Consider the following 26,633-nt stretch of genomic DNA (forward strand, 5'->3'; position numbering starts at 1 on the left):
AGACCTCAGAGTTGTTTGAACAACGCGGACAGTCTGCGGGTTTCCTGATCCAAACCAAAAGGCGCGTTGATCACGAACATTCCCGATCCGACCATCCCATGCCCTTTGCGTGCTGCGGGAAATGTCACCTGGTGTTTCAACACCTTCGGGAAATCCTGAGACGTCAGCGCTTCCACCATCGGTTTTTGACGACCGTCCTTCAGGATCGGATACCACAAAGCGATCACGCCCACATTCCATTTGCGATGCAGCTTGACGATGATCCCCGGCAGGCGGTCATATTCAGCCTTCACCTCGTAGCTTGGGTCAATCAACAGCATGCCCCGTCTGGGCGTCGGAGGCAGTAGGGACTGTGCCAGCTCATACCCGTCCTGCTTGTAAACGCGCGTATTGCCCCCTGGCACTGCCAGAGACAATGCCGTGTATTCCTGCGGATGTAATTCGGCTAGGTGAAGACTGTCCTGCGACCGCAGCAAGCTGGCCGCAATCAGGGGCGATCCGGGGTAGCTGGCCTCTCCAAAACGCGCGCGGGTCAACTCGATCGCCTGCGCCAGCGGATGATCATCACCAAACCAGGCGCCGCGCTGAACACGCTCAATCCCGGCAGCTGCTTCACCCGTCTTAAGCGCCTCGTCTGAATCCAACCTGTAAACCCCACGTCCCGAATGGGTTTCGACATAGGTCAGCGGTTTGTCCTTTTGGGTCAGATAGGACAGCGTCCATGCCAATAAAGCGTGCTTTTGCACATCAGCCAGATTCCCAGCGTGGTAAATATGTTGATATGAGAGCATGTTGCCTTCTAAAGTCCCTGCAAATGAGGCGAAAAGGTGCTGATTGCCGCGGAATCAGCCCTTTTACCGGGCGAGTTGGCACCCTATAAGTCATCCGTCCCGGAACCGTCGAGTCGCGGGCAGTAGAAAAACCGACATACAGGATCAGGGGAAACATGGGGATCTTTGGCAATCTGGGCGGCCTGTTCACAGCGGACATGGCTATCGACCTTGGAACGGCAAACACGCTGGTCTACGTCAAGGGGCGCGGTGTGATCCTGTCTGAACCCTCGGTTGTGGCCTATCACGTCAAGGACGGCGTGAAAAAGGTTCTGGCAGTTGGCGAAGACGCCAAGCTGATGCTGGGTCGGACGCCGGGATCCATTGAGGCCATTCGCCCAATGCGCGAAGGCGTGATTGCCGACTTCGACACCGCCGAGGAAATGATCAAGCATTTCATCCGCAAAGTGCATAAGCGTTCGACCTTCTCGAAGCCGAAGATCATCGTCTGCGTTCCGCATGGCGCGACCCCGGTTGAAAAACGCGCGATCCGTCAGTCGGTTCTGTCCGCAGGAGCGCGCCGCGCGGGTCTGATTGCCGAACCGATTGCAGCGGCGATTGGCGCAGGCATGCCAATCACCGATCCGACCGGCAACATGGTTGTCGATATCGGCGGCGGTACCACCGAGGTCGCGGTTCTGTCGCTGGGCGACATCGTCTACGCCCGCTCGGTCCGCGTGGGTGGAGACCGTATGGACGAGGCGATCATCTCATACCTGCGTCGTCAGCAGAACCTTCTGGTCGGCGAATCCACCGCTGAGCGCATCAAGACCACCATCGGCACCGCCCGCATGCCCGACGACGGCCGTGGCCAGTCGATGCATATCCGCGGTCGCGACCTGCTGAACGGCGTGCCAAAAGAAATCGAGATCAGCCAGGCTCAGGTCGCCGAGGCGCTGTCGGAACCCGTCCAGCAGATTTGTGAGGCTGTGATGACCGCGCTGGAGACCACGCCCCCCGATCTGGCCGCAGATATCGTGGATCGCGGCGTGATGCTCACCGGTGGCGGAGCGCTTCTGGGGGATCTGGATCTTGCTCTGCGCGAACAGACCGGTCTGGCCGTGTCGATTGCCGATGAAAGCCTGAATTGTGTGGCTTTGGGCACCGGCAAGGCGCTAGAATACGAAAAACAGCTGCGCCACGCGATTGACTACGAAAGCTAAGGCGCGCACCCTTTAGAAAATAGGGTAAACTCGGCCCGAGCAGCACGGGAAGGTAACCTGTGGCAAAAGACCGATCACAGCGCGATGACTACACAGCCCCACTGCGGCGTCTGCTGCTGGGGATCGTTGTGCTGTGCCTGCTGGGCATCTTCATCGTCTGGCGGATCGACAGCCCTCGGGTTGAACGGTTCCGCGCGCAGGTTGTGGATGCTGTTGTGCCCTCGATGGATTGGGCCATGGTTCCGGTCACCGCGACCGTCAACCTGTTCCGTGATTTCCAAAGCTATCAAAGCCTGAGCGAGCAGAACCGCGAGCTGCGCTCGGAACTGCGGCTGATGCGCGCCTGGAAAGAGGCCGCGTTGCAGCTGGAACAGGAAAACGCGCGGCTTCTGGATTTGAACAATGTGCGGCTTGATCCTCGCCTGACCTATGTCACCGGCGTTGTGATGGCCGATAGCGGCTCGCCCTTCCGGCAGTCGGTGCTATTGAATGTGGGGGAGCGGGACGGGATCGTTGATGGCTGGGCCACGATGGACGGGATCGGTCTGGTTGGCCGTATCTCGGGCGTTGGGCCGGATACAGCGCGCGTTATTCTGATGACCGACGCCTCAAGCGTCATTCCCGCAACCATCCAGCCCTCGGGCCAGACCGCTTTGATCACGGGCGACAATACCCCGGCCCCATCGGTCGAGTTTTTGGAAAACCGTGAGCTTGTGCGCCCCGGCGACCGAGTCGTGACCTCGGGTGATGGCGGCGTGTTTCCGGCAGGTCTGCTGATCGGCCAGATCGCCGCCGACCCCGGAGGGCGCCTGCGCGTGCGTCTCTCCGCCGATTTCGAACGGTTGGAGTTCCTGCGCGTTCTTCGCTACAACTCGGCCCCTACAATCCGCGATCCGGGGCAGATCGTTGGCCCCTCACGCCCCGCCGCGTCATTGTCACCTGAGGAAGCTGGTGATGGATAAACCGGCCTCTCACAAATGGGCAATGCGCGGTCTTTACGGGGCGCTCGCGGTGTTTGTTCTGTTCCTGCATCTGCTACCGCTGGACACGCAGCCGGATCGCTGGCCTTTTCCGGACTTTCTGATCGTCCTGACCTTTGCTTGGGTGCTCCGTCGGCCGGACTATGTGCCGACCCTATTGGTTGCGCTGGTCATGTTGCTGGCCGATCTGCTGCTGCAACGCCCTCCGGGCCTATTGGCCGCACTGGTGGTGCTGGGCGCGGCTTACTTGCGGTCTGCGGCACCTGGGATGCGAGATGCGGGCTTTGTGGCTGAATGGATGTCAGTCAGCGCCGTCGTTGCTGGCGTCTTTCTGGGCAACCGGGTCATCCTTGCAATCCTGTCTGTTGATCAGGCGGCTTTGTTACCGGTTATGATCCAGCTTGTGCTGACAATTCTCGCCTATCCAGTCATTGTACTACTGTCTCAAAGTGTATTCGGCGTACGCCGCGTCTCGGCGGCGGATGCCAGTGCGGCAGGGGCGCGTGCATGAAACAACGCAAGATCAAAAGCGAAGGTGTCGCCTATAAACGTCTGCCCCGGCGGGCCTTGCTGCTGGGCGGTTTACAGGCGGTTTTCATTGGCGGGTTGGCCGCACGCATGCGGTACATGCAAGTAGATCAAGCGGATGAATATCGCCTTTTGGCCGAAGAAAACCGCATCAACATCCGCCTGATCCCGCCGACGCGGGGGCGCATCTATGACCGCAACGGGCAGGTCATAGGGCAGAACTCACCCTCCTACCGCATCGTAATTGTGCGCGAGGATGCCGGTGACATCGACAAGGTGATCGCCAAACTCTCGGACCTGATCCCGCTGAACGAGGATGAGATTGAGCGCGCACGCACGGAAATGCGCCGCTCGGCCCCGTTCCTGCCGGTCACATTGGTCGATCAGGTGACGTGGGAAGATATCTCGAAAGTAGCAGTGAACGCCCCGGCCCTACCAGGTGTCACGCCTGAGGTCGGCCAAACCCGGCAATACCCGCGCTACGAGGATTTCGCCCATATTGTCGGCTATGTCGGCCCGGTCAGCGACTATGACCTCAGCCAGATCGAAGACCCCGAGCCGGTGCTGCGCATCCCCCGGTTCCAGATCGGCAAGGTTGGCCTTGAGGCCAAGCAAGAGATCGACCTGCGCGGCAAAGCAGGCTCAAAGCGGGTCGAGGTCAACGCCACCGGCCGAGTGATGCGCGAATTGGACCGGCAGGAAGGCCAACCGGGTGCTGATCTGCAACTCTCGGTCGACGCTGACCTGCAGCAATACGCTCAAGCACGGCTTGCCGGAGAAAGCGCCGCCGCCGTTGTCATTGATTGCGAAACCGGCGATCTGCGGGCGATGGCCTCAGCCCCCAGTTTCGATCCCAACCTTTTCGTGCGTGGTATCTCGGTCGCGGATTACCAGATCCTCACGCAAGACAAATATCGCCCCTTGGCCAACAAGACGGTTCAGGGCACATACCCGCCCGGATCGACCTTCAAAATGGTGACCGCCTTGGCCGCGCTTGAGGCCGGTGTCGTTGGCCCCGGCAGCACTGTTTATTGCCCCGGCCATCTAAAGGTCGGTAGTCGTCGCTTCCACTGCTGGAAGCGCGGAGGTCACGGCACGGTCGACCTCAATACTTCGCTCAAGCGCAGTTGCGACGTCTATTACTACGACGTTGCGCTGAAGGTTGGCATCGACAAAATCTCAGAAATGTCGCGAACCCTTGGGCTCGGCATCAAGCACGACATCCCCATGTCCGCCGTTCGGGCAGGATTGGCTCCTAATCAGGAGTGGAAGCTGAGAACCCATGGTGAGGAATGGTTGAGCGGCGATACGGCCAACGCCTCAATCGGGCAAGGATTCATGCTGGCTTCGCCCATGCAACTTGCCGTGATGACCGCGCGGATCGCCACCGGTCGAGTTGTGAAACCGCGACTGGTCCGCTCGATTGATGGGGTCGAACAGCCAACGGGCGCGGGCGAACCGCTTGAGATCAGCCCGGCCAACCTGAACTACATCCGCGAGGCGATGTGGTCGGTCTCGAACGACCGGCGCGGCACGGCCTATCGCAGCCGGATCATCGCCGATGACCTCCGCATGGCGGGTAAAACCGGTACCAGCCAGGTACGCAACATCACCAAAGCGGAACGTGCCGCAGGTGTGATCCGCAACGAGGACCTGCCATGGGAACGGCGCGACCATGCGCTGTTCGTCAGCTTCGCGCCCTACGACAACCCCAAATATGCCATCGCGGTGGTCGTCGAACATGGCGGAGGCGGCTCCAAAGCGGCGGCCCCGGTCGCGCGGGACATCATGCTGCAGGCGCTTTACAACGGCACGCCCCCGCTCGAGGCCTACCCGGCCGGAGATCGAGAGCGCATCAAGGAACAGCAAAAACGGCTCGAGGGCGATCGCCGCCCCAAAGCGCGCCCCAGCGAGAAGGACCGCGCATGAGCTATCTTGAATATGCGGTCAAATCCACGCCATCGGGGTTCCGTAAATTCCTGTATATGAACTGGCCGCTGACGCTGTTGCTGATCAGTACAGCCAGTGCCGGGTTCCTGATGCTATACTCGGTGGCGGGTGGCTCTTGGATGCCGTGGGCCGAGCCTCAGATCGAACGTTTCGGGCTGGGCTTGACGGTGATGTTCATCGTCGCGCTGGTGCCGATCTGGTTCTGGCGCAACATGTCGGTACTGGCTTACCTGGCCTCGATCGCGCTGTTGGTGTTTGTGGAGCTGTTCGGCACCATCGGCATGGGCGCACAGCGTTGGATCGACCTTGGATTCATGCGTTTGCAACCATCCGAGGTCATGAAAGTCGCGCTGGTGATGCTGCTGGCCGCCTACTACGACTGGCTGCCCTCGCACAAAACCTCACGCCCACTTTGGGTTCTGATCCCAGTCGTGCTGATCCTGATCCCCACCTTCATGGTACTGCGCCAGCCGGACCTTGGGACCTCGATCCTGCTGCTGGCCGCTGGCGGAGGGCTGATGTTTCTGGCCGGTGTCCACTGGGCCTATTTCGCAGCCGTAATCGCAGCCGTGGTCGGCCTGATTGCGGCCGTCTTCAACAGCCGAGGTACCGAGTGGCAGTTGTTGAAAGACTACCAGTTCCGCCGGATCGATACGTTTCTTGACCCGTCTACCGACCCGCTGGGCGCGGGCTATCACATCACCCAGTCCAAGATCGCCCTGGGATCAGGTGGATGGAATGGGCGCGGGTTCATGCAGGGCACGCAATCAAGGCTGAACTTTCTGCCTGAAAAACACACCGATTTCATCTTCACCACATTGGCCGAAGAGTTCGGCTTTGTCGGCGGCATCACCCTATTGCTGCTCTACGCGCTGATTCTGATCTTTTGCATGGTTACCGCACTGTCGACCAAAGACAGGTTCTCGTCACTGGTCACCATGGGGATCGCGCTGAACTTCTTCCTGTTCTTTGCGGTCAACATGTCGATGGTGATGGGGCTGGCCCCAGTTGTCGGGGTGCCTTTGCCCATGGTCAGCTATGGCGGGTCGGCCATGCTGGTTTTGATGGCTGCCTTCGGCGTTGTGCAAAGCGCCCATATCCACCGCCCCCGCTGATCGGAAAGCCCCTCCATGCCCGTCAATATCCTGTTCTCCGCACGTCCTGAGCTTTGGTCGGTGTACCAGCCGCTTCTGACCGAAGGCCTGCGAGAGGCAGGCGTCGCGTTCAATCTGGCAACCGAATTCCCCGAGGATGAGGTGGACTACATCGTCTACGCCCCAAGCGGTGGGCTGCTGGATTTCACGCCCTATACCCAGCTGAAAGCGGTTCTCAGTCTCTGGGCCGGGGTCGAGAAGATCGCGGGGAACAAGACGCTGTCCGTGCCTCTGGCGCGGATGGTGGATCACGGGCTGACCCAAGGCATGACCGAATGGGTCGTGGGGCATGTGCTGCGCTATCATCTGGGGATGGACCAGCACATCAAAGTGCAAGATGGTGTGTGGTCGCCTGACGCGCCGCCATTGGCGAACGAACGTCAGGTCTGCATTCTGGGCCTTGGCGCATTGGGACAGGAGGCAGCCCAAGCACTGGCTGCATTGAATTTCAACGTCACCGGATGGAGCCGCACCCCTAAAGACGTCCCCGGAGTAACCTGCCTGAGCGGCGAAGACGGGTTGCGAGAGGCTCTGTCAAAGGCCGAGATCGCCGTCTTGTTGCTGCCTGATACACCGGCGACCGAGAACACCCTGAACGCCGAAACCCTTGCTTTGATGCCCAAAGGCGCGCGGATCATCAATCCGGGACGTGGGCCTCTGATTGACGATGACGCGCTATTGGAGGCGTTGAACACAGGCCAGATCGGACATGCCACGCTGGATGTGTTCCGGGTTGAGCCTCTGCCCGCCGATCACTCCTATTGGGCGCATCCGAACGTGACGGTGACGCCACATATCGCCTCGGAAACCCGACCGGTCACAGCGGCGCAGGTGATTGTCGAAAATATCCGGCGCGGGGAAGCTGGCGAGCCATTTGTTCATCTAGTGGATCGCCAGCTGGGGTATTGATCCCCTGACCTAAAGCCTTTCGGGTTTCACCTGAATCATCAAGTGACACGAATGTCCCGAGAACGCTGAAAGCGTGGCAGGGTATTCGTGTCGCAGGTTTTACCCGAAGCGATCTAGGATCGGGGGCGAAGAGTTTACGCTGCGATCAGACCGCGCCCTTTCAGCAGGGCCTCAACGCCCGGCATCCGACCCCGGAAGGCCAGATACAGCTCCTCAGCCTCGCGCGAGCCGCCGGTGGATAGGATGTTGTCTTCCAGAGCTTTGGCGCGTTCTGGATCAAAGGCCCCTCCGGCCTCCTCAAAGGCCTCGAACGCGTCGGCATCCATCACTTCGGACCACATGTAGCTGTAGTAGCCCGAGCTATAGCCATCACCCGCGAAAACATGCGCGAAATGCGGAGTCGCGTGGCGCATGCCGATGGCTGCGGGCATGCCGATGTCCTCCAAAACCTCGGCCTGTTTCACCATCGGGTCCACCGGGGCCGCGCTTTCATGGAAGGCCAGATCCACCAAGGCCGAGGCGACATATTCCACCGTCTGGAACCCCTGATCGAAATTCGCGGCTTTCAGAACTTTCTCCAGCATTTCCTGCGGCATTGCCTCACCGGTGTCCGCGTGGGTGGCGAACTCGGCCAGAACCTCGGGGACCTCCAGCCAATGTTCGTAGAGCTGGCTTGGCAGTTCGACAAAGTCGCGCGCCACGGAAGTGCCCGAGATGCTTTCATAGGTCACATTCGACAGCATCTGATGCAGGGCATGTCCGAACTCGTGGAACAAAGTGCGCGCATCGTCATAAGACAGCAGCGCCGGATCGCCTTTCGCAAAGTTGCACACATTGATCACGACCGGAGCCTGTTTCTTGGGGAACTTCGCCTGCCCCCGCATTGCGCTGCACCATGCGCCCGACCGTTTGGACCCACGTGCGAAATAGTCACCGATGAAGACCGCGATATGCTTGCCGTCGCGCGTCACCTCCCACGCCCGGCAATCGGGGTGGTAAAGCGGCACGTTTAGCGGTTTGAACTCCAATCCGAACAGACGGTTGGCGCAGGCGAACGAGGCCTCGATCATCCGGTCCAGTTGCAGGTAGGGCTTCAGTGCGGCCTCATCCAGATCATGCTCGGCCTTGCGGCGTTTCTCGGCGTAGTAGCGCCAGTCCCATGCCGCCAGAGGGCCGTTGACACCATCCTCCTGCATCATCGCGGTCAGCACCTCGGCATCTGCGTCGGCGCGCGCCTTCGCAGGCTCCCACACTTGCATCAGCAGGTCGCGAACACGGTCGGGCGAGCGGGCCATTTCTGTTTCCAGCTTGTAGTCAGCAAAGCTGTCATAGCCCAACAGCTTGGCGCGTTCCTCGCGCAGGCTAAGGATTTCGGCTGCGATGTCGCGGTTGTCAGTCTCACCACCATTCGCTCCGCGCGCGGTCCAGGCGCGATAGGCTTTTTCCCGCAGGTCACGACGAGGGGAGAACTGCAGGAACGGCACAATGATCGACCGCGACAGGGTGACTACGGGACCAGCGGCGCCTTTTTCCTGACCCGCCGCGCGCGCAGCATCAACAACGAAATCCGGCAGGCCTTGCAGATCATCCTCAGACAGGTCCATGAACCAGTCGCGCTCATCCGCCAGCAGGTTCTGAGTGAATGAGGTTCCCAGTGACGCCAGCCGCGCCTTGATCTCTTGCATCCGGGCGTCCTGCTCGCCCTCCAACGCCGCGCCGGCGCGGACAAAACCGCGATGAGACAGCATCAACACGCGGGCCTGTTCTTCGCTCAAGCCCAGATCATCGCGCCGCGCCCACAGGTTGGCCACGCGTTTGAACAGCGCCTTGTTCGAGGATATCCCCGAAAAATGCGCCGCCAGCTGTGGCGAGAATTCCCGCTGTAGCTCTTCTCGTTTCGGATTGCTGTCCGCACCCGCAACTGTAAAGAAAACCGACAGCACTTTGTCCAGTTGCTCACCCGCCGCCTCAAGCGCTTCGATCGTGTTGGCGAAACTCGGGGCCTCAGTGTTTGCGGCGATTTCGTCAATCTGCGCGTTATGCGCCTGCAGCGCCTCATCCAAAGCGGGGGCGAAATCATCATCCGAAATCTTGGCAAAAGGGGCGATTTCGAACGGGGTGGTCCAGTCGGACAGGATCGGGTTGGTCATTCAGATCTCCTTTGGCCACAACCTAGGAAGGGCCGGTCAGATGATCCAGAGCAACACGGCGTTTATTCACCACCCGCGCCGCAAATCGGGCAGTCAGAGCGCTTGGAGAGGGTGATCTTTCGGCTTTCACCATAAAGCGCGTCGTAGATCAGCATTTCGCCGCGCAGCGCTTGGCCGGCCCCGGTGATCACCTTGATCGCCTCAACCGCCATCATGGACCCAACCACGCCCGGTAAGGGGCCGATCACGCCTGCCTCGGAACAGGATGGGGCCAGACCGGCTGCGGGGGCTTCGGGGAAAATACACTGGTAGCAGGGGGCATCATTGGCCGGATCGAAGACGCTCAGCTGTCCTTCCCATTGAGACAACGCGCCCGAGATCAGCGGTTTGCCCAACGCAACGGCCGTGCGATTGGCCAGATAGCGGGTTTCGAAATTGTCGGTGCCATCTAGGATCAGGTCGAAGTCGCCCAAAAGGTCGTTCGCGATATCATCGCTCAGACGACGATTGTAGGGCAGGACAATGACGTTGGGGTTCTGTGCCTCCATCGCTTGCTTGGCCGAAAACACTTTGGGCATTCCGATATCGGCATCGCGGTGGATGACCTGACGCTGGAGATTGGCGTTTTCGACCACGTCGTCGTCGATCACCCCTATCGTGCCAACACCCGCTGCCGCCAGATACTGCAAGGCAGGAGCGCCGAGACCCCCGGCCCCAATCACCAGCACGCGCGCCTTTTTCAACCGTTTCTGCCCCGGTCCACCCAGTTCGCGCAGAACGATGTGGCGGGCGTAGCGGTCTAGCTCTGTCTCAGTGAACCGGTCCGAGGGTTTGACCTCGGCCTGATCCGCTTCGGGCTGCGCCCGGTTTCGCAGCGCTTTCAGCCCCTTGCCATAGACCATGACCAGAGCAGCCGCTCCGGCCAGCATCAGCCACAGCGCCGCCGATCCTCCGGTTGCTTCGCGCAGGGGATGACCGCTTGGCAAAACCAAATGCGACAGGATCACCCCGGCCATAAGCACACTGACCGAGGTCACACGCGCCGTCCGGGACACGCCCGCGATATAGCCGACGCCCCAAAGACCCGCAGCAAGGACCAGAACCAGCAGCATCAGCCGCGCCCGGTAGAGCCGAACCCGCCAGCGCCACGCTCGGTCTCGCCAAGGGTTTCGGTCAGCTCGAACGTGGCCTGCACGACAGGCGCGACGATCAGCTGCGCGATGCGTTCTCCGTGGGTGACCTCGAACCGGTCCTGCCCTGCGTTCATAACGATCACACCCAGCGGGCCGCGATAGTCACTGTCGATGGTCCCCGGCGTATTGGGCAGGGTGATACCGTGCTTCAATGCCAGCCCGGAGCGTGGGCGGACCTGCACCTCATACCCCGCCGGGATCTCGATTCGCAGGCCGGTTGGGACAAGGGCGCGCTGTCCGGGCTCCAGGAAAATCGACGCGCCTTCGGGCAGGTTGGCGCGCACATCAGCGCCGGCTGCGCCTGAGGTCTCATATGAAGGCAGGGGAACCGAGGTATCAGCCCCTTCTTCCCGGATCACGCGGATAGCTACCATCTGTATTCCTTCTGTCTTATCCGGCCAGCGCGTCGGCGATCTTTTGTGCCAGACGCGCGGCGACCATGTCTTTGCCCATGCGCGGCCAGCTCTCGACCCCTTGATCCGAAATCAGGACGACTGCATTTTCCGAGCCCCCCATGATGCCGGTTGCCGGACTGACGTCATTTGCCACGATCCAGTCGCATCCCTTGCGGGCGCGCTTTGCAGTCGCGTTGTCGATCACATCGTCGGTTTCCGCTGCAAAGCCCACAACCAGATCAGGGCGACCCGCACCCATCTGCGAGACGCGTTTCAGGATGTCGGGATTCTCGGCGAACTCCAGCGATGGCAGACCATCGCGGCTTTTCTTCAGTTTCCGATCCGAGGCGCTGGCCACTTTCCAGTCGGCGACTGCTGCGGCAAACACACCTGCATTCACAGGGAGTGCCGCATCCACTGCGTCCGACATCTGCTGTGCTGTTTCAACCTGCACGACCTGCACGCCTTGGGGCGGCGGAACGTCGGCGGGACCCGTGACAAATACGACCTCGGCCCCAAGCGCCGCCAAGGCGCAGGCAACGGCAGTCCCTTGCGCCCCGGATGAGCGATTGGCGATGTAGCGCACCGGATCAATGGGTTCATGCGTCGGGCCGGAGGTCACAAGGATGCGTTTACCCGTCAACGGCCCATCAGCCAGTTGCGCCTCAACGGCGGCAACGATCCCTAGCGGTTCGGACATCCGGCCCGGACCATATTCGCCACAGGCCATGTCGCCCTCGTTGGGTCCTACAAAGCGGATGCCATCCTGCTGCAATTGTTTCAGATTGCGCTGGGTCGCCGGGTGGTCCCACATGCGCACATTCATAGCAGGCGCACACAGAACCGGCGTGTCCGTGGCCATCAGAAGGGTCGAGGCCAGATCGTTGGCCAGACCAGCCGCCATCTTGCCCATCATATCTGCGGTAGCTGGGGCAACCACGATCAGGTCAGCCGAGCGCGACAGTTGGATATGCCCCATTTCGGCCTCATCGGTCAGGTCGAAGAGATAGCGATAAGCTTTCTGACCTGCAAGTGCGGAAACCGACAGCGGCGTCACGAACTCCTCGGCGGCGCGGGTCAAAACGGGAGTGACTTGCGCACCGCGCTCTTGCAGCCTTCGGATCAGATCGAGCGACTTATAGGCCGCAATGCCACCGCCGATGATCAGCAGAATGCGTTTGGATGCCAGCATGTTCAGCCCTTCCCGTCCCTGTCGGTCCCGACATTAGGCAAGGCCACCGGGTAGTTCCAGCGGTTAATTCTGCGTCTCAAACGCTTTGCAAGGGTCTTCACGCTCAATTTCCGGGCTGTCGATCACCGCATCAAAGGTCCCGTCGATTGCGCCGCCTTCGGACTGGCCTAGCACAAAGACCTTCAGCCCCGGCTTCAGGCGCGACAGAAAGGTCGGGATACCCCGGTCAGTCCTAGCGTGGCCATTGCCGGTGATTACAGCAATCGGACCACCGGTTTCCTCGTCCGCACGCAGGATCGCACGGGTCAGCACAGCGTCTCGCAGACGTTGGATCGAGACCATTTGCGGCAACATTTCGGCTGGCAGAGCATCGCAATGGGCTGCCAGTTGATCCGCCTCGCGCGCGGCCTGATCTTCGGGCGAAAGTGGAACGGTCAGGCCATAGCGTGCGGCGTCGGCGCCAAGGGCCGTGGCCGCGCCTTTTTCCATCGCAGCGCGCGCAGCTGTGCGTGGAACCATGGCGCCATAGACCGGCGCGTCCGAGGCCTGAAAGACTGGGTAATACATACTCAGTGGGGGCCAACCCGACTCCGCCCAGCGCAGGATCCGAGACAATTCTTCGGGGTTGGAGGCGGCGGTCTGCGCCAGACGCTGCGCGCCTTCTTCGGTGACCATTTCCCACACCACCGCCGACGGAGAAATCGCGCCCAACGCCTCGGTCTGCACAAGGTGGTGACGCGGATTATCGTGGATTTCACCAAGGATCACCACATCTGCGTCCTGCATAGCTGCGAGGACATCCTCGGGGATCAACTCACCGGCTTGGACCGGGCGCAAAGCGCTGGCTGTAAACGCCAGCACACACAGCAGAATCGCAAATCTTGTCATGCGATGAAGTGTTGCACCTCACGCGATTGGGCTTCAAGGTTCTTGCGCATCTTGATGAAGGCTGCGGCCTCAAGCTGGCGTACACGTTCCTTCGACAAACCCAGCTCATTCCCCAAGCTTTCAAGGGTCCGGGCCGGTTCGCGCAGCTTGCGTTCACGCACGATAAATCTTTCCCGGTCATTGAGGGATTGCATCGCCATCAGCAACCATTCGCGCAGCTGCTCGGTGTCGTGGCGATGTTCGACCGCCTCGGCGGCCTGCTCACGATCATCTTCCAGCGCATCAATCCACTCACGCCCATCTTCATCCGCTGACTGCACCGCGTTGAGCGAAAAATCCGAGCCGGACAGACGCCCTTCCATCATCTCGACATCGCGCAAGGGCACACCGATTTCCGTGGCAATCATCTGGTGCAGCTGATGCCGATCCAACTCCTGCCCCTCGGTGGCGGCTTCACGTTCCAACCGTGCCTGAACGCGGCGCATGTTGAAGAACAGAGATTTCTGGGATGAGGTCGAACCGGTCCGCACCATCGACCAGTTACGCATCACGTAATCCTGGATGCTGGCTTTGATCCACCACACCGCATAGGTCGAGAACCGCACACCGCGATCAGGGTCAAACTTGTCTGCGGCTTTCATTAATCCAAGACCGGCCTCTTGGATCAGATCATTCATCGGTGCACCGTAGCGCTTGAACTTGGCCGCCATCGAGATAGCTAATCGCATGTACGCGGTGATAAGTCGGTGCAGCGCTTGTTCGTCGCGGTTGTCACGCCACGCATAGGCCAGTTGCAATTCGGTTTCCGCGTCCAGCAGTTCGGCCTTCATCGCTTTGCGGGACATCGAGAAATCGGATGCGTTGTCCAGTGCCATGAAACTCTCCCTTTTTGCAGGCATCAGCCGGGCTTGCCTTGCCGACTTAGGGTCGATACGCAGATCATCACCAAGTGGATCACTTGAAAGGTAAGAATTGTGACCGCCAATTTAACCTTTGTGCTGGGTGGGGCTGCATCAGGTAAGTCGGCCTATGCCGAACAACTACTTGTATCCTCTGGGAAAAACCGGATCTATCTTGCGACATCACAAGTGTTTGATGGCGAGATGCAGCAAAAGGTCGATCGCCACGTCGAACAACGCGGGTCCGGCTGGGAAACCATTGAGGCACCGTTCGACCTTGCCCCGGTTTTGGCCGAACTCAGCCCAGATCACGCCTGCCTGATTGATTGCGCCACGATGTGGCTGACCAATCATCTGCTGGCCGAGAACGATCTGGATCAGGCCCAAGCCCACCTGATGAGCGCCCTGCGCAGCTGCCCGGCGCAGCTTGTGATCGTCTCGAATGAGGTTGGTCATGGCATCGTGCCCGAAAACGCTCTCGCCCGCCGGTTCCGTGAGGCACAGGGCCGGCTGAACATCGCGCTAGCAGCACAGGCCGACCTGGTGATTCAAGTCACGGCGGGGCTGCCCATGGTCTTGAAGGGACACTTGCCATGACGCGTCTGCACCTGGTCCGCCACGGTCCTACCCATGCTAAAACGATGGTCGGCTGGTCCGATCTGCCCGCTGATCTAAGCGATCAGGCCGCGTTGCAGCGGTTGCACGATCACATCCCAGCGGACGCGGTTGTCGTTTCATCAGACCTGTCGCGCGCCGCGGATACGGCAACGGCGATCCAAGGCCAGCGCCCGCGTCTGCCCCACCATCCTGACCTGCGCGAGATCAACTTCGGCACATGGGAGCTGCGCGGTTTCGCCGAGATCGAAGCCGAAGACCCCGAGCTTGCCTTTGCCTATTGGGACAATCCCGGCGAAGTGCGCCCTCCGAACGGAGAAAGCTGGAACGACGTCCGCGCACGGGTCGACAAAACCGTCGATGCGCTGATGGCCGCACATGAGGGCGCGGATCTCGTCATTGTTGCCCATTTCGGAGTGATCCTGACGCAAGTACAGCGCGCTTTGAATATTGAGGCGCAACAGGCTTTCTCACACCGGATCGACAACCTGTCGGTTACCCAGATCGCCTATAACGCGGGCGAATGGTCCGTCGGCGCCATCAATCATCTTCCGTGATCCGGCAGGTCACAAATCACTGATTTACGAGCGCTTCCGGCTACGTCATCCTTTGATCATGACCTATGATCTCTTTATCGGTGACCGCCTGTTTTCCAGCTGGTCCATGCGCGGCTGGTTGATGCTCGAGAAGTTCGGCCTGCCCTATCGCAGCCACTTAGTTGGCCTCTATTCCGGCACCATGGCCGCGGATATGGTATCCCTTGCCCCGGCCCGTCTGGTCCCTGCTTTGCGTCTGCCCGATGGTACGGTTGTGGGCGAAAGCCTCGCGATGGCCGAGACATTGGCTGAACGGCACCCCGAAGCTGGCCTTTGGCCGTCAGACCCAGCCGCGCGCGCAACGGCCCGTTGGCTGTGCGCCGAAATGGTCGCGGGTTTTACCGCACTGCGCGGTGAATGCCCGATGCAGTTGGCGCATGTTTGGAAGGGTTTTCAGCCGTCGGCCGACACATTGAAAGACCTCTCACGGATTGAGACTCTTTGGGCGCATGCTCGGGCGATCTCGGGCGCGTCAGAAGGGCCGTTATTCGGTGCCTACTCGCTGGCTGATGTCTTCTACACCCCCGTCGCGGCTCGGATTATTGGGTATGATCTGCCGGTCTCAGCCGAAAGTCACAACTATTGCCTAAGCTTGCTGTCGGATACATCGGTCCGACAATGGCGCGCGATGGGGCTGACGGTTCAATACAATCCGTATCCCTACCCGGAATATTCCCCCTCGGCCCACTGGACCGTTGGAGAACCGTCCGAGGCCCGACCCGCCGAAGAAGGCCCCTCGGTCAACGCGCACTGCCCGTATTCCGGCGACCCGGTTACCGATTTCCTCGACCTCGACGGCCAGCGCTGGGGGTTCTGCAACACGTTCTGCCGCGACAAAACAGTCGCAGATCCGGACGCCTGGCCCAAATTCACCGCAATGCGCGCAGCCGTTAACCATTCCTAAACCGCCGCCATGGCAGCAACGTCCTGTTAACCAAGAATAGGATTGCCATGGTCGCCCGCGCTCATACGGTTGCGTTTCAAGGGGTTGATGCCCGCCCGGTCGAGGTGCAATGCGCCGTCTCTCCGGGCTTGCCCGCCTTTTCTATCGTCGGTCTGCCGGATAAGGCAGTGTCCGAGGCGCGAGATCGAGTGCGCAGCGCGCTTGGTTCCATGGCCATCGCCTTGCCGTCAAAGCGGATCACCATCAACCTGTCCCCCGCTGACCTGCCCAAAGAGGGTAGCCATTTCGACCTTCCCATCGCCGTCGCTCTCCTGTCCGCTTTAGAAATCATCCCGGCAGACGCGGCCGAGGGCACTGTTGCTTTGGGCGAATTATCCTTGGACGGATCGCTGGTTCCGGTCGTGGGCGCTTTGCCTGCCGCGATGACGGCGGCGGCCGAGGATCGCGCCCTGCTCTGCCCCCGCGCCTCAAGCGCCGAGGCTGCATGGGTGGACGCCACTCAGGTCATCGGAGCCGGTTCGCTGGGCGACGTGGTGCGCCATTTCTCTGGTCAGGCCCCATTGGCAGCGGCTACACCGGGCGAAGTCAGCCTGTCCTCCAACACCCGCGATCTGCGCGACGTCAAAGGACAGGAACGCGCCAAACGCGCGCTTGAGATCGCTGCGGCGGGAAGGCACCACCTGATCATGATCGGCACGCCGGGATCGGGCAAATCCATGCTCGCCGCGCGCCTGCCCGGCATTCTGCCGCCTTTGACCCCGATCGAGGCGCTGGAAACGTCGATGATCCAATCCCTCTGCGGATTATTGGACGAAGGCGGCATCAACCGGACGCGGCCCTTTCGCGAACCGCATCACACCGCCTCGATGGCGGCGATTGTCGGCGGTGGACGCGGTGCAAAACCTGGAGAGATATCTCTGGCCCACAACGGGGTGCTGTTCATGGATGAGTTCCCCGAATTCCCCCGCACCGTTTTGGAAACCCTGCGCCAACCGATTGAGACCGGAGAGGTCATGGTCGCCCGCGCCAACGCCCATGTGAAATACCCCAGCCGTTTCATGCTGGTTGCGGCAGCCAACCCGTGCAAATGCGGATACCTGACCGACCCGTCCCGCGCCTGCTCGCGCGCACCGGGCTGTGGGGAGGACTACCTGAACCGCATCTCGGGTCCGCTGATGGACAGGTTCGATATCCGCATCGAAGTGCCTCCGGTAGCGTTCACCGACCTTGATCTGCCGCCGTCTGGCGACAGTTCGGCCACTGTGGCCACGCGTGTGGAGCAGGCACGTGCCGTTCAGAGCGCTCGGCTTGAAGGTCACGAGGGCGTACGCCAAAATTCTGATATCGAGGGTAAATTACTGGAAGACGTCGCCGCCCCAGATGCTGAGGGCAAAGAGCTGCTGCTCAAGGCCGCCGACCGGTTCGGCCTGTCAGCGCGCGCCTTTCATCGCATCCTACGGGTCGCACGCACCATAGCCGACCTGGATAGTTCCGCTGATATCCGGCGACCACACGTGGCCGAAGCGCTAAGTTTTCGGATCAGCGCACGGGCCATGGGTTAGATGTTCGCCCTCAGTATGTTGCGAGGCCGATTGGGATACAAACTACGGCGGAACTGATCATTGCCGTCGTCCTAGACAAGTCCGGCAGCTTACCGCTTGCGCCATGTTCAAGCGAGGAACTCGACCTTCAGTGCGACCGTGCATTCCAATGAACGGACCGTATCGAACAGCTAAGCGCCGCCCAACGCCTGTAGCGTTTAGACTTTGGCCTCGATTGCCTGCCAGATCTTTTCGGCGATGTTCTCACCGTTGAAACGCTCAAGCTCTTGAATGCCGGTGGGGGAGGTGACGTTGATCTCGGTCAGGTAGTCTCCGATCACGTCAATCCCGACAAAAATCTGGCCTTTTTCCTTTAGTAGAGGGCCGATGGCCGCGCAGATTTCGAGATCCCGCTCGGTCAAACCGATCTTTTCGGGTCGCCCGCCGACATGCATATTGGAACGCGTCTCACCTTCGGCCGGGACGCGGTTGATGGCACCCACCGGCTCTCCGTCCACGAGAATCACACGTTTGTCGCCGTTCTTCACATCCGGCAGGAATTTCTGAACAATCAACGGCTCGCGCGAGAATCCGGTGAACAGCTCATACAGCGAGGTCAGGTTGCGGTCATTGGCATCCAACCGGAACACCCCAGCCCCTCCATTTCCATAAAGAGGTTTAAGGATGATGTCCTGATGTTTGTCCTTGAAGGCCTTGATGGTCTGCATGTCCCGCGCAATCGTGGTCGGAGGAGTCAATTCGGGGAAATCCAGAACCAGTAGTTTCTCGGGGTAATTGCGTACCCAAAACGGGTCATTGACCACCAAAGTTTGCCCCTTCAACCGATCCAGCAGATGCGTCGAGGTGATGTAATGCATGTCGAACGGCGGGTCCTGACGTAGCCACACCACGTCAAACTCAGCCAGATCAACTTCACGCTCGGGACCGAGGACCGCGGGGTCTCCGGCAACGCGCTGAACCTGCATGTCTTGTCCTCGCGCGGTGATCCGCCCCTCCTGATAGGCCAATTGATCCGGCCCGTAGAAGAACAGCTCATGCCCGCGGGCCTGTGCCTCTTCCGCGAGGCGGAAAGAGCTGTCGGCGTTGATATCCACGGCCCCGATCGGGTCCATTTGAAAGGCGATTTTCATGGCATGTCCCTCAACTTCACGCCAGATACATGGCGCAGCAGGCCGAGGGGTTCAATGGGGCTTAGACCGGTCCGAAGGCGTTTTCGATGATTTGAACAGCGCCCGTGCCATCGACCAGCGCCGCGTCGAACCGAACATTCGTCAATTGCCCGCCGGGTTCATTTTCAAGAAACTGCGCCGCTGATGCGCAGATACGCTGGGTCTGCCGTGGGGTGATCCGAGCCGCAGCCCTGTCGAAACTGGTGCTTTTCTTGACCTCAATGAAAACGAGCCCTTCGTCACCCCGCGCAATCAGGTCAATCTCACCCCCGGCACCGCGCCAGCGTCTGTGAGCGATCGAGAATCCGCGGCGTTCGTAATCGGCTGCAACCCGCAATTCCGCAGATTGCCCCGCATGATAAGATACCGACCCCCGCACCGCACGCTGCGTCATGTCATCCCTTTCCCAGTTTGAGGGCCTGCTGGTAAATGGGGCGTCGAGGAAGATCATACATCTTTGACACCAAATCCGCCGCGTCCCGAACCGAATGGGTTTGCAAGGCCTGTTTCAAAGCCTCTTCTACGTCAGATTCGTTAACGCTTGGCGAATGGCTGCGATCCACCAGCAGAACGACCTCACCCTTGGGGGTTTGGTCTTGGTAGGCCTCAGCCAGTTCTTGCAAAGAGCCACGTCGGACTTCCTCGAACTTCTTGGTCAACTCGCGGCACAAAGCCGCCTGCCGGTCGGCGCCCAGGATGTCGGACAGATCGGACAAGCATCCAGCGACGCGCTTGGGTGATTCGTAGAACACCAGTGTTCCGGGAATATCCCGCAACGCCTCGATTCGGCTGCGACGAGCGCCAGACGCATTCGGCAAAAAACCCGCGAAAAAGAACGCATCCGTTGGCAGGCCCGCCAGCGTCAGCGCCGTCAGCGCGGCGGACGGGCCCGGTGCGCAAGTGACGGTGTGCCCGGCCTCGGCCGCCTGCCGCCCTAAATCGTAGCCCGGGTCGGCGATTAGCGGCATACCGGCCTCGGACGCATAGGCAACGGATTGCCCCGCAGCCAAAGCATCCATGATCTTGCCGCGTGCGCCTGCTCCGCTGTGGTCGTGATAGGCCTGAATACGACGTCCGCCCAAAGGGATACCGTGGATTTCCATCAACCGGCGCAGGCTGCGGGTGTCTTCTGCCGCGATCATGTCGGCCGAGGCCAGCACATCCAACGCTCTGAGCGTAATATCGCGCGCCGTACCGATCGGAGTGGCAACAAAGTACAGGCCAGCAGCCAAACTTATGTTTTGGAAATTCAAAGCTGGACCCTCACAGCGTGACGTTTATTATCGCGGCTCGATAGAACAGCAGCGTCGCAAGCCGCCGGATCAGGGAGTTTTCTTTTAGATGTTTACCGTTTGCAAGTCCGTTAGCAAGTTGGCCAAAACCACGATCGCCCTGACCACCGCCGTTTTTCTGGCCGCATGTGAAACCACGGGCGTCGGCGGAGGCCCCTCGATCAACACCTCGGAACCGGTGCCCGTTGCGCTTCTGGTTCCGCGCGGATCAGGCCAGTCTGGTGACGCGGCGCTGGCGCAAAGCCTTGAAAATGCAGCACGTCTGGCGATGTCGGACCTGCCGAACGTTACAATCGACCTGCGTGTCTATGATACGGCAGGCAATGCGGGTACGGCCTCAGGCGTGGCGCAACAGGCTGTGGCGGACGGTGCCAAGATCATCATCGGACCGGTCTATGCACAGGCGGCCAACGCGGCCGGCCTTGCGGTGCTGAACAACAACGTGAACGTCCTGTCCTTCTCGAACAACACCAGCATCGCGGGCGGGAATGTCTTTGTGCTGGGGCCGACATTCCAGAACACGGCCAATCGACTGGCCAATTATGGCGGAAGACAGGGCAAGACCGGAGCAATCATCGTACACAGCAATGATGCCGCCGGAGAGGCTGGCCGCTCGGCCATAGCCAATGCGCTGGCCAGCAGCAGTATGAACAACGCCGGTAGCGTCGGATACGACCGGTCGCAGCAGGGCGTGATCAATGCGGTGCCCAACATCAAATCCGCCATGGATTCTACTGGGGCGGACTCGGTCTTCCTGACTGCAACCACCGCAGGCGCGCTGCCCTTGTTCTCGCAGCTTCTGCCTGAAGCGGGGGTGTCGCCGTCGACCTCTCAGTATATCGGTCTGACACGGTGGGACATTCCCGCCCAAACTCTTGAACTGCCCGGTGTTCAAGGCGGTTGGTTTGCCCTGCCTGATCCCGCAAAAGCGCAAGCCTATCGTCAGCGCTACAATGCGACCTATGGCGAAGCGCCTCACCCGATCAGCGGGCTGGCCTATGACGGGATCGCCGCCATCGGGGCGCTCGTTAGCCAGGGCAAATCGAACGCTCTGACCGGGGCTGCGCTGACCCAGAGCGCCGGTTTTCAGGGCGTTGGCGGCATCTTCCGCCTGCGCTCGGACGGTACCAATGAACGCGGTCTGGCGGTTGCCACGATCCAGAACAAACAGGTGGTTGTGATTGACCCTGCCCCTCAAAGCTTCTCAGGGGCCGGTTTCTGACCAGCCTCACCTGACCGCAGTGCCTGAAAACTCACTTATCTGCCCGCCAGAGGATATTTTCGACGGCGCCCGCGTTGACGCTCAGCTTGCTGCAGCGTTCGAGGCAGGCACTGACAACTCCACGCTGCGTGCTGAAACGGTGCGCATTCTGCGTGAGGCGCAAAAGGCCGGGCGCGCCGCCATTGCCGAGGCGTTTGCCGCCCGCCCATTCGACGCGCGCCCTCTGACCCGGTCCTATACTTACCTCACGGATTGTCTGGTCGGCACTGCGATGCGCGTCGCCAGCAAGCATCTGCACCCTCTTGCCACCCCGACGCAGGGGGAACGCATCGCCGTTCTGGCGGTCGGCGGTTATGGGCGCGGCGAGATGGCACCCGCGTCGGATGTCGACCTGCTGTTCCTGACGCCCTACAAGATCACCGCCTGGGCCGAGAGTGTGATTGAATCCATGCTCTATATCCTGTGGGATTTGCGCCTGAAGGTCGGCCATTCCTCACGCACGATCAAGGATTGCCTGCGTCTGGGGACCGAAGATTTCACCATCCGCACCGCGATGCTGGAACAGCGCTATCTGGCTGGTGATACGAACCTGGCAAAGGAGCTGGACCAACGCCTCAAGGCCGATCTGTTCAAGGGAACCGAGCGCGATTTCATCGAGGCCAAACTTCAGGAACGCGACGAACGCCACCTCAAGCAGGGCCAGCGTTACGTTGTTGAGCCCAATGTGAAAGAGGGCAAAGGCGGGCTGCGCGATCTGCAATCGCTCTACTGGATCGCGAAATACATCTACGGCGTGCAAGACGTGGCCGAGCTGGTCCCGCTGGGCCTGTTCACGCCCGATGAATTCAAGACCTTTGCCGAAGCCGAAAACTTCCTCTGGGCCGTGCGCTCGCACCTGCATCTGGTCACGGGGCGCCCGACCGAGCAACTGACCTTCGACATGCAGGTCGAGGTCGCGGCGCGCATGGGCTATGAAGATCGGGCCGGGCGGCGAGCCGTCGAAGTGTTCATGCAGCGGTATTTCCGCCATGCCACCAGCGTAGGGGAATTGACACGGATCTTCCTGACCAAGCTGGAAGCCCTGCACATGAAAGGTGCTCCGCTGCTGGAGCGGATTTTCCGCCGCCGCCCTCGGGTCAAACCCGGGTACAGCATGGTTCATGGTCGTCTGGATATTGCCGATCCGGATACATTCCTGACCGACAAGCTGAACATGTTGCGCCTGTTCGAGGAAGGCCTGCGCACAGGTATGCTGATCCATCCGGATGCCATGCGGCTGGTCACGGCCAATCTGCACCTGATCGACGAAGATATGCGCAACGACAAAGAAGCCCAGCGCATCTTCCTCGATCTGATGCTGAAACATGGCAATCCGGAACGCGCCCTGCGCCGGATGAACGAACTTGGGGTGCTATCAGCCTTCATACCCGAATTCGAGCCGATCGTAGCGATGATGCAGTTCAATATGTATCACAGCTACACAGTGGACGAGCATATCATCCAGTGCATCGTCAACCTCGCCCAGATCGAACGCAGAGAGCTGGTTGAATCCCTGCCGCTGGCGTCCTCGATCCTTGAAGGGGGCGTGAATCGCAAGGTCCTTTATGTTGCGCTGCTGTTGCACGACATCGCCAAGGGACGGCCCGAAGATCACTCAATCCTCGGGGCGCAAATCGCGCGGAAAGTAGCCCCCAGGTTGGGGCTGAACAAATCCGATGCCGAGACGGTCGAATGGCTGGTGCGGTATCACCTGCTCATGTCGGATATGGCGCAGAAACGCGATATCTCGGACCCTCGGACCGTGCGGGATTTTGCCAAGGCTGTGCAAACGGTCAAACGGCTGGATCTGCTGACCGTGCTGACCGTCTGTGACATTCGCGGTGTCGGGCCCAATACGTGGAACAACTGGAAGGCCACGTTGCTGCGCGCGCTGCATGCGGAAACCAAACGTGCCTTGGAAACGGGCATGGAGGATCTGAACCGCGCCAATCGCGGGGCCGAGGCCAAGAAACTGCTGCGCGCCGAACTAGCCGAATGGTCCAAGGCCGATCTGAAGACAGAAACCGGGCGGCACTATGCCCCGTACTGGCAGGGCTTGAACGTCTCGACACACGTGGAATTTGCCGAGATGCTACGGGCGCTGGAACACAGCGGCGATCCCGGCGCGATGGAGATCCGCCTGCATCCGGACGAGGATCGCGACGCCACCCGCGCCTGCTTTGCCATGGGCGATCACCCCGGTATCTTTGCGCGGATCGCGGGGGCCTTGGCCTTGGTCGGTGCCAACGTTGTGGATGCCCGTAGCTACACCACCAAGGATGGCTACGTCACGGATGCGTTCTGGATACAGGATGCCGAAGGCCACCCGTTCGAAGCCAGCCGTCTGCCGCGATTGACCCAGATGATCCACAAAACGCTTAAGGGCGAGGTCGTGGCCCGCGAGGCGTTGAAATCGCGCGACAAGATCAAGAAACGCGAACGCGCCTTCAACGTGCCGACCCATATCACCTTCGACAATGACGGGTCCGAGATCTACACGATCATCGAGGTTGATACCCGCGACCGCCCCGGCTTGCTTTATGACCTGACACGCACGCTGGCAGCGGCCAATGTCTATATCGCCAACGCCGTGATCGCGACCTATGGCGAGCAGGTGGTGGATACATTCTACGTCAAGGACATGTTCGGGCTGAAATACCACTCGGAAAGCAAACAACGCGGGCTTGAAACCAAACTGCGCAAAGCCATCACCGAGGGCGCCGAGCGCGCGGCGTCATGAAGCAGATCCGGCTGTTTTCCGGCTTCTTCACGGTCGGCTTCTGGACGTTGGCCAGCCGCATTCTAGGCTTTCTGCGTGAAATCCTGCTGACCGCTTTCATCGGTCCCGGGCCAGTGATGGACGCCTTTGTCGCGGCTTTCCGCCTGCCCAACATGTTCCGCCGCTTCTTTGCCGAAGGCGCTTTCAACGCAGCTTTCGTGCCGATGTTTTCCAAACGGCTAGAGGGCGGAGAGAACGCGCAAGGGTTCGCGCAAGACGCTTTCAACCTGTTGGTCGCCGCAGTATTGGCCCTGGTCGGGTTGGCGATGGTATTCATGCCCGGCCTCGTCTGGCTGACGGCCGAGGGGTTTTACGGCGATGAACGCTTCGATCTGGCGGTCGACTATGGCTATGTCGTCTTCCCCTACATTCTCTTCATGTCAATGGCGGCGTTGTTTTCGGGCGTTCTGAACGCAACGGGGCGATTTGCAGCCGCCGCTGCAGCGCCTGTTCTTCTGAACATCTTCGCCTGTACCGCTCTGATCGCTGGCGCGATATCCGGGGGCGAGGTCATTCGCTGGCTCATCGCCGTGATCCCTTTGGCAGGTGTGGCGCAGTCGGCGTTGGTCTGGTTTGCCACTGAACGCGCCGGTATCCGCATACGCTTCGGCCTGCCGCGCCTGACGCCCGAGATGCGGAATATGGTCCGCATCGCCGTACCGGCCGCCTTGGCCATGGGGGTGACGCAGGTCAATCTGGTCGTAGGGCAACTTGTAGCCTCAAAAACCGAGAAAGCTGTCAGCTGGCTGTTTGCGGCAGATCGTCTGTATCAGCTGCCTCTGGGTGTTGTCGGGATTGCCATCGGAATCGTGCTGCTGCCCGACCTGTCTCGCCGCTTGCGCGCGGATGACAAAGCAGGCGCGCGCAATGCGTTTTCGCGGGCCGGAGAGTTCATGTTGCTGCTCACCCTGCCCTCGACCGTAGCCTTCCTGATCATCCCAAACCCGCTGGTGTCAGTCCTGTTTCAGCGGGGCCAGTTCACCGCTGAGGACACAGCCGCCACAGCCCTGGCCGTTGCGATCTATGGCATCGGCCTACCCGCATTCATGCTGCAGAAGCTGCTGCAACCGCTGTATTTCGCGCGCGAGAATACGCGGTCTCCGTTCCACTATGCTTTGGTGGCAATGATCATCAACGCGGCGCTTGCCTTTGGCCTTTACCCGATTTTCGGATGGATTGCCCCTGCCATTGCGGCCTCCGCCGCTGGCTGGGCCATGGTTGGCCTACTGGCCTTTGGCGCGCGGAATATGGGCGATGAGACGCGGTTCGACGACCGTTTCCGGCGGCGCGCGGGGCGGATCATCTTGGCATCGGTCGGGATGGGCGTGGTGTTGTTTGCCGCTATTCAACTGTTCGGCTGGACGCTTGATGTGCCCGGGTGGCGCTATTTGGCTCTGCTTGCGCTGATCATGGTTGCAGCGGTCAGCTACTTCGCATTCGGCCACCTGTTGGGGGCATTTAGACTGTCCGAGTTCAAAACGGCCCTGCGCCGGTCTTGATCACTCACGCCGGATGCGGCCCTTGATCCGCTCCCAACCACCCGGCGCCAAAAAGAAGGACAGGCCGAACCCGGTGGCAAAACCGCCCAGATCGGCCACCCAATCACCTGTGCCGCCAAAGATCAGGCCAAACAGCAGCTGAATGCCCATCAGCACCGCAATCAACTGAAATGCCCGCGCCTGATTGGCCCCAACCAAAGAAAGTTTGCGCCACAGCAACCAGGTAAATGCCCCGATCAACCCGTAGACCGGTGGGAACCCTCCGACCAGCGGATAAGACGGGTCCAGAAAAAGCGCATAGGCGAGCGCGCCACCAACACCCGACAGAACGAAGATCAGCAGCATCGGAAAGCCACCAAAGACCTCACCCACCATCTTGCCCATGGCCAGCACGAACACGCAGACAAAAACCGCCTGCGTAAAACTGCCCGAAACGAACGGATAGGTCACAAAGCGGATGACATGCTCGAACGGCCAGCGCCCGTTTTGCACCATCCAATCGAAGATATCGGCCGAAAACGCGTAGCTCTGCAGCGCATCCAGCCGCCATCCGACCGCGCCCGGCCCTCCGACCAGACCTCGGGCGCCCAGCGTAAATGCCAGCTCGATCCCCATGATGAACAGAACCAAGGCCACCACGACGGGCGGCAGAGGGTTCACAGCGGGTGTATAATGCTCACTGCTCATTGGGCTGGCCTTTCGCGGCTGTTGACGTCCCTTGGCCT

24 protein-coding genes are annotated in these 26,633 nt (G+C 60.5%); 13 read left to right on the forward strand and 11 right to left on the reverse strand.

What is annotated here, in order from left to right:
* Window positions 1-5: 5 nt before the first annotated feature.
* Complete coding sequence (locus ACR0NO_RS10445) at window positions 6-791, reverse strand: 23S rRNA (adenine(2030)-N(6))-methyltransferase RlmJ (RefSeq protein ID WP_480723895.1); 786 nt, start codon at window positions 789-791, stop codon at window positions 6-8.
* Window positions 792-946: 155 nt separating this feature from the next.
* Between ACR0NO_RS10445 and ACR0NO_RS10450 the strand changes: the two genes are divergently transcribed.
* From ACR0NO_RS10450 to ACR0NO_RS10475, 6 genes are read left to right on the forward strand one after another with little or no spacing between them, the layout of a single operon-like run.
* Window positions 947-1,993, forward strand: coding sequence for a rod shape-determining protein (locus ACR0NO_RS10450; protein WP_039523195.1), 1,047 nt, complete (start codon window positions 947-949; stop codon window positions 1,991-1,993).
* Between the two features lie 59 nt (window positions 1,994-2,052).
* Window positions 2,053-2,955: a rod shape-determining protein MreC gene (mreC, locus tag ACR0NO_RS10455; RefSeq protein WP_170480731.1), complete on the forward strand. Its 903-nt coding sequence runs from the start codon at window positions 2,053-2,055 to the stop codon at window positions 2,953-2,955.
* Entirely contained in the window at window positions 2,948-3,484 is a 537-nt protein-coding gene (locus ACR0NO_RS10460) for a rod shape-determining protein MreD (protein WP_480723896.1), read from the forward strand. Before mreC ends, ACR0NO_RS10460 begins: the two co-directional genes overlap by 8 nt.
* The gene (gene mrdA, locus ACR0NO_RS10465) at window positions 3,481-5,430 is read left to right on the forward strand and encodes a penicillin-binding protein 2 (RefSeq protein WP_480723897.1); all 1,950 of its coding nucleotides are present in this window, start codon (window positions 3,481-3,483) and stop codon (window positions 5,428-5,430) included. Before ACR0NO_RS10460 ends, mrdA begins: the two co-directional genes overlap by 4 nt.
* Window positions 5,427-6,566, forward strand: coding sequence for a rod shape-determining protein RodA (rodA, locus tag ACR0NO_RS10470; protein ID WP_170462716.1), 1,140 nt, complete (start codon window positions 5,427-5,429; stop codon window positions 6,564-6,566). The genes mrdA and rodA overlap by 4 nt, the downstream gene beginning before the upstream one ends.
* Window positions 6,567-6,581: 15 nt before the next feature.
* The gene (locus tag ACR0NO_RS10475) at window positions 6,582-7,514 is read left to right on the forward strand and encodes a 2-hydroxyacid dehydrogenase (RefSeq protein ID WP_480723898.1); all 933 of its coding nucleotides are present in this window, start codon (window positions 6,582-6,584) and stop codon (window positions 7,512-7,514) included.
* A 134-nt stretch (window positions 7,515-7,648) separates the two neighbouring features.
* Here the strand turns inward: ACR0NO_RS10475 and ACR0NO_RS10480 are convergent, their stop codons facing one another.
* The 6 genes from ACR0NO_RS10480 to ACR0NO_RS10505 form a co-directional block, all read right to left on the reverse strand.
* Window positions 7,649-9,664, reverse strand: a complete 2,016-nt coding sequence (locus ACR0NO_RS10480) for a M3 family metallopeptidase (RefSeq protein ID WP_480723899.1) — start codon at window positions 9,662-9,664, stop codon at window positions 7,649-7,651.
* 62 nt (window positions 9,665-9,726) lie between these two features.
* On the reverse strand, window positions 9,727-10,776 hold the full coding sequence (locus ACR0NO_RS10485) for a HesA/MoeB/ThiF family protein (RefSeq protein ID WP_480723900.1): 1,050 nt from the start codon (window positions 10,774-10,776) through the stop codon (window positions 9,727-9,729).
* Complete coding sequence (gene dut, locus ACR0NO_RS10490) at window positions 10,776-11,231, reverse strand: dUTP diphosphatase (RefSeq protein ID WP_480723901.1); 456 nt, start codon at window positions 11,229-11,231, stop codon at window positions 10,776-10,778. Before dut ends, ACR0NO_RS10485 begins: the two co-directional genes overlap by 1 nt.
* A gap of 16 nt (window positions 11,232-11,247) precedes the next feature.
* Complete coding sequence (coaBC, locus tag ACR0NO_RS10495) at window positions 11,248-12,444, reverse strand: bifunctional phosphopantothenoylcysteine decarboxylase/phosphopantothenate--cysteine ligase CoaBC (protein WP_480723902.1); 1,197 nt, start codon at window positions 12,442-12,444, stop codon at window positions 11,248-11,250.
* A 63-nt stretch (window positions 12,445-12,507) separates the two neighbouring features.
* Window positions 12,508-13,332 carry a ChaN family lipoprotein gene (locus tag ACR0NO_RS10500; RefSeq protein ID WP_480723903.1) on the reverse strand — a complete coding sequence of 275 codons (825 nt, stop codon included), beginning with the start codon at window positions 13,330-13,332 and terminating at the stop codon, window positions 12,508-12,510.
* The gene (locus ACR0NO_RS10505) at window positions 13,329-14,207 is read right to left on the reverse strand and encodes an RNA polymerase factor sigma-32 (protein WP_480723904.1); all 879 of its coding nucleotides are present in this window, start codon (window positions 14,205-14,207) and stop codon (window positions 13,329-13,331) included. Before ACR0NO_RS10505 ends, ACR0NO_RS10500 begins: the two co-directional genes overlap by 4 nt.
* Before the next feature lie 99 nt (window positions 14,208-14,306).
* Between ACR0NO_RS10505 and cobU the strand changes: the two genes are divergently transcribed.
* The 4 genes from cobU to ACR0NO_RS10525 are packed head-to-tail and all read left to right on the forward strand — an operon-like array spanning window position 14,307 to window position 17,908.
* On the forward strand, window positions 14,307-14,828 hold the full coding sequence (gene cobU, locus ACR0NO_RS10510; RefSeq protein ID WP_480723905.1) for a bifunctional adenosylcobinamide kinase/adenosylcobinamide-phosphate guanylyltransferase: 522 nt from the start codon (window positions 14,307-14,309) through the stop codon (window positions 14,826-14,828).
* A complete protein-coding gene (locus tag ACR0NO_RS10515) occupies window positions 14,825-15,403 on the forward strand; it encodes a histidine phosphatase family protein (RefSeq protein ID WP_480723906.1) in 579 nt (192 codons plus the stop codon). Before cobU ends, ACR0NO_RS10515 begins: the two co-directional genes overlap by 4 nt.
* 58 nt (window positions 15,404-15,461) lie before the next feature.
* Window positions 15,462-16,346, forward strand: a complete 885-nt coding sequence (locus ACR0NO_RS10520; RefSeq protein WP_480723907.1) for a glutathione S-transferase — start codon at window positions 15,462-15,464, stop codon at window positions 16,344-16,346.
* Window positions 16,347-16,393: 47 nt separating this feature from the next.
* Window positions 16,394-17,908 (forward strand): YifB family Mg chelatase-like AAA ATPase, encoded by a 1,515-nt coding sequence (locus ACR0NO_RS10525; RefSeq protein WP_480723908.1) that lies wholly within the window; start codon window positions 16,394-16,396, stop codon window positions 17,906-17,908.
* Between the two features lie 197 nt (window positions 17,909-18,105).
* Here the strand turns inward: ACR0NO_RS10525 and gshB are convergent, their stop codons facing one another.
* From gshB to rsmI, 3 genes are all read right to left on the reverse strand, one after another.
* A complete protein-coding gene (gene gshB / locus ACR0NO_RS10530; RefSeq protein WP_170378897.1) occupies window positions 18,106-19,038 on the reverse strand; it encodes a glutathione synthase in 933 nt (310 codons plus the stop codon).
* Window positions 19,039-19,099: 61 nt separating this feature from the next.
* Window positions 19,100-19,471 carry a YraN family protein gene (locus tag ACR0NO_RS10535; protein ID WP_170639945.1) on the reverse strand — a complete coding sequence of 124 codons (372 nt, stop codon included), beginning with the start codon at window positions 19,469-19,471 and terminating at the stop codon, window positions 19,100-19,102.
* Window position 19,472: 1 nt separating this feature from the next.
* On the reverse strand, window positions 19,473-20,330 hold the full coding sequence (gene rsmI / locus ACR0NO_RS10540; RefSeq protein ID WP_480723909.1) for a 16S rRNA (cytidine(1402)-2'-O)-methyltransferase: 858 nt from the start codon (window positions 20,328-20,330) through the stop codon (window positions 19,473-19,475).
* An 88-nt stretch (window positions 20,331-20,418) separates the two neighbouring features.
* On the opposite strand from rsmI, the gene ACR0NO_RS10545 reads away from it, so the two are divergent.
* The 3 genes from ACR0NO_RS10545 to murJ are packed head-to-tail and all read left to right on the forward strand — an operon-like array spanning window position 20,419 to window position 25,908.
* On the forward strand, window positions 20,419-21,591 hold the full coding sequence (locus ACR0NO_RS10545; protein WP_170378902.1) for a penicillin-binding protein activator: 1,173 nt from the start codon (window positions 20,419-20,421) through the stop codon (window positions 21,589-21,591).
* The gene (locus tag ACR0NO_RS10550; protein ID WP_480723910.1) at window positions 21,551-24,370 is read left to right on the forward strand and encodes a [protein-PII] uridylyltransferase; all 2,820 of its coding nucleotides are present in this window, start codon (window positions 21,551-21,553) and stop codon (window positions 24,368-24,370) included. The genes ACR0NO_RS10545 and ACR0NO_RS10550 overlap by 41 nt, the downstream gene beginning before the upstream one ends.
* Window positions 24,367-25,908 (forward strand): murein biosynthesis integral membrane protein MurJ, encoded by a 1,542-nt coding sequence (murJ, locus tag ACR0NO_RS10555; protein ID WP_480723911.1) that lies wholly within the window; start codon window positions 24,367-24,369, stop codon window positions 25,906-25,908. Before ACR0NO_RS10550 ends, murJ begins: the two co-directional genes overlap by 4 nt.
* On the opposite strand, the gene ACR0NO_RS10560 is transcribed toward murJ, so the two are convergent.
* On the reverse strand, window positions 25,909-26,595 hold the full coding sequence (locus tag ACR0NO_RS10560; protein ID WP_480723912.1) for a rhomboid family intramembrane serine protease: 687 nt from the start codon (window positions 26,593-26,595) through the stop codon (window positions 25,909-25,911).
* Window positions 26,596-26,633: the final 38 nt, after the last annotated feature.

The organism is Ruegeria sp. CL3 (genome assembly GCF_056536505.1).

What these genes read in the sequence shown, in the direction of transcription:
- ACR0NO_RS10525 (WP_480723908.1), top strand. Translation starts at nt 16,394, where the DNA reads ATGGTCGCCCGCGCTCATACGGTTGCGTTTCAAGGGGTTGATGCCCGC.
- ACR0NO_RS10480 (WP_480723899.1), bottom strand. Translation starts at nt 9,664, where the DNA reads ATGACCAACCCGATCCTGTCCGACTGGACCACCCCGTTCGAAATCGCC.
- ACR0NO_RS10445 (WP_480723895.1), bottom strand. Translation starts at nt 791, where the DNA reads ATGCTCTCATATCAACATATTTACCACGCTGGGAATCTGGCTGATGTG.
- ACR0NO_RS10535 (WP_170639945.1), bottom strand. Translation starts at nt 19,471, where the DNA reads ATGACGCAGCGTGCGGTGCGGGGGTCGGTATCTTATCATGCGGGGCAA.
- ACR0NO_RS10520 (WP_480723907.1), top strand. Translation starts at nt 15,462, where the DNA reads ATGACCTATGATCTCTTTATCGGTGACCGCCTGTTTTCCAGCTGGTCC.
- coaBC (WP_480723902.1), bottom strand. Translation starts at nt 12,444, where the DNA reads ATGCTGGCATCCAAACGCATTCTGCTGATCATCGGCGGTGGCATTGCG.
- mrdA (WP_480723897.1), top strand. Translation starts at nt 3,481, where the DNA reads ATGAAACAACGCAAGATCAAAAGCGAAGGTGTCGCCTATAAACGTCTG.
- ACR0NO_RS10485 (WP_480723900.1), bottom strand. Translation starts at nt 10,776, where the DNA reads ATGCTGCTGGTTCTGGTCCTTGCTGCGGGTCTTTGGGGCGTCGGCTAT.
- gshB (WP_170378897.1), bottom strand. Translation starts at nt 19,038, where the DNA reads ATGAAAATCGCCTTTCAAATGGACCCGATCGGGGCCGTGGATATCAAC.
- ACR0NO_RS10460 (WP_480723896.1), top strand. Translation starts at nt 2,948, where the DNA reads ATGGATAAACCGGCCTCTCACAAATGGGCAATGCGCGGTCTTTACGGG.
- ACR0NO_RS10505 (WP_480723904.1), bottom strand. Translation starts at nt 14,207, where the DNA reads ATGGCACTGGACAACGCATCCGATTTCTCGATGTCCCGCAAAGCGATG.
- ACR0NO_RS10560 (WP_480723912.1), bottom strand. Translation starts at nt 26,595, where the DNA reads ATGAGCAGTGAGCATTATACACCCGCTGTGAACCCTCTGCCGCCCGTC.
- dut (WP_480723901.1), bottom strand. Translation starts at nt 11,231, where the DNA reads ATGGTAGCTATCCGCGTGATCCGGGAAGAAGGGGCTGATACCTCGGTT.
- ACR0NO_RS10515 (WP_480723906.1), top strand. Translation starts at nt 14,825, where the DNA reads ATGACGCGTCTGCACCTGGTCCGCCACGGTCCTACCCATGCTAAAACG.
- ACR0NO_RS10500 (WP_480723903.1), bottom strand. Translation starts at nt 13,332, where the DNA reads ATGACAAGATTTGCGATTCTGCTGTGTGTGCTGGCGTTTACAGCCAGC.
- ACR0NO_RS10475 (WP_480723898.1), top strand. Translation starts at nt 6,582, where the DNA reads ATGCCCGTCAATATCCTGTTCTCCGCACGTCCTGAGCTTTGGTCGGTG.
- murJ (WP_480723911.1), top strand. Translation starts at nt 24,367, where the DNA reads ATGAAGCAGATCCGGCTGTTTTCCGGCTTCTTCACGGTCGGCTTCTGG.
- rodA (WP_170462716.1), top strand. Translation starts at nt 5,427, where the DNA reads ATGAGCTATCTTGAATATGCGGTCAAATCCACGCCATCGGGGTTCCGT.
- ACR0NO_RS10450 (WP_039523195.1), top strand. Translation starts at nt 947, where the DNA reads ATGGGGATCTTTGGCAATCTGGGCGGCCTGTTCACAGCGGACATGGCT.
- ACR0NO_RS10545 (WP_170378902.1), top strand. Translation starts at nt 20,419, where the DNA reads ATGTTTACCGTTTGCAAGTCCGTTAGCAAGTTGGCCAAAACCACGATC.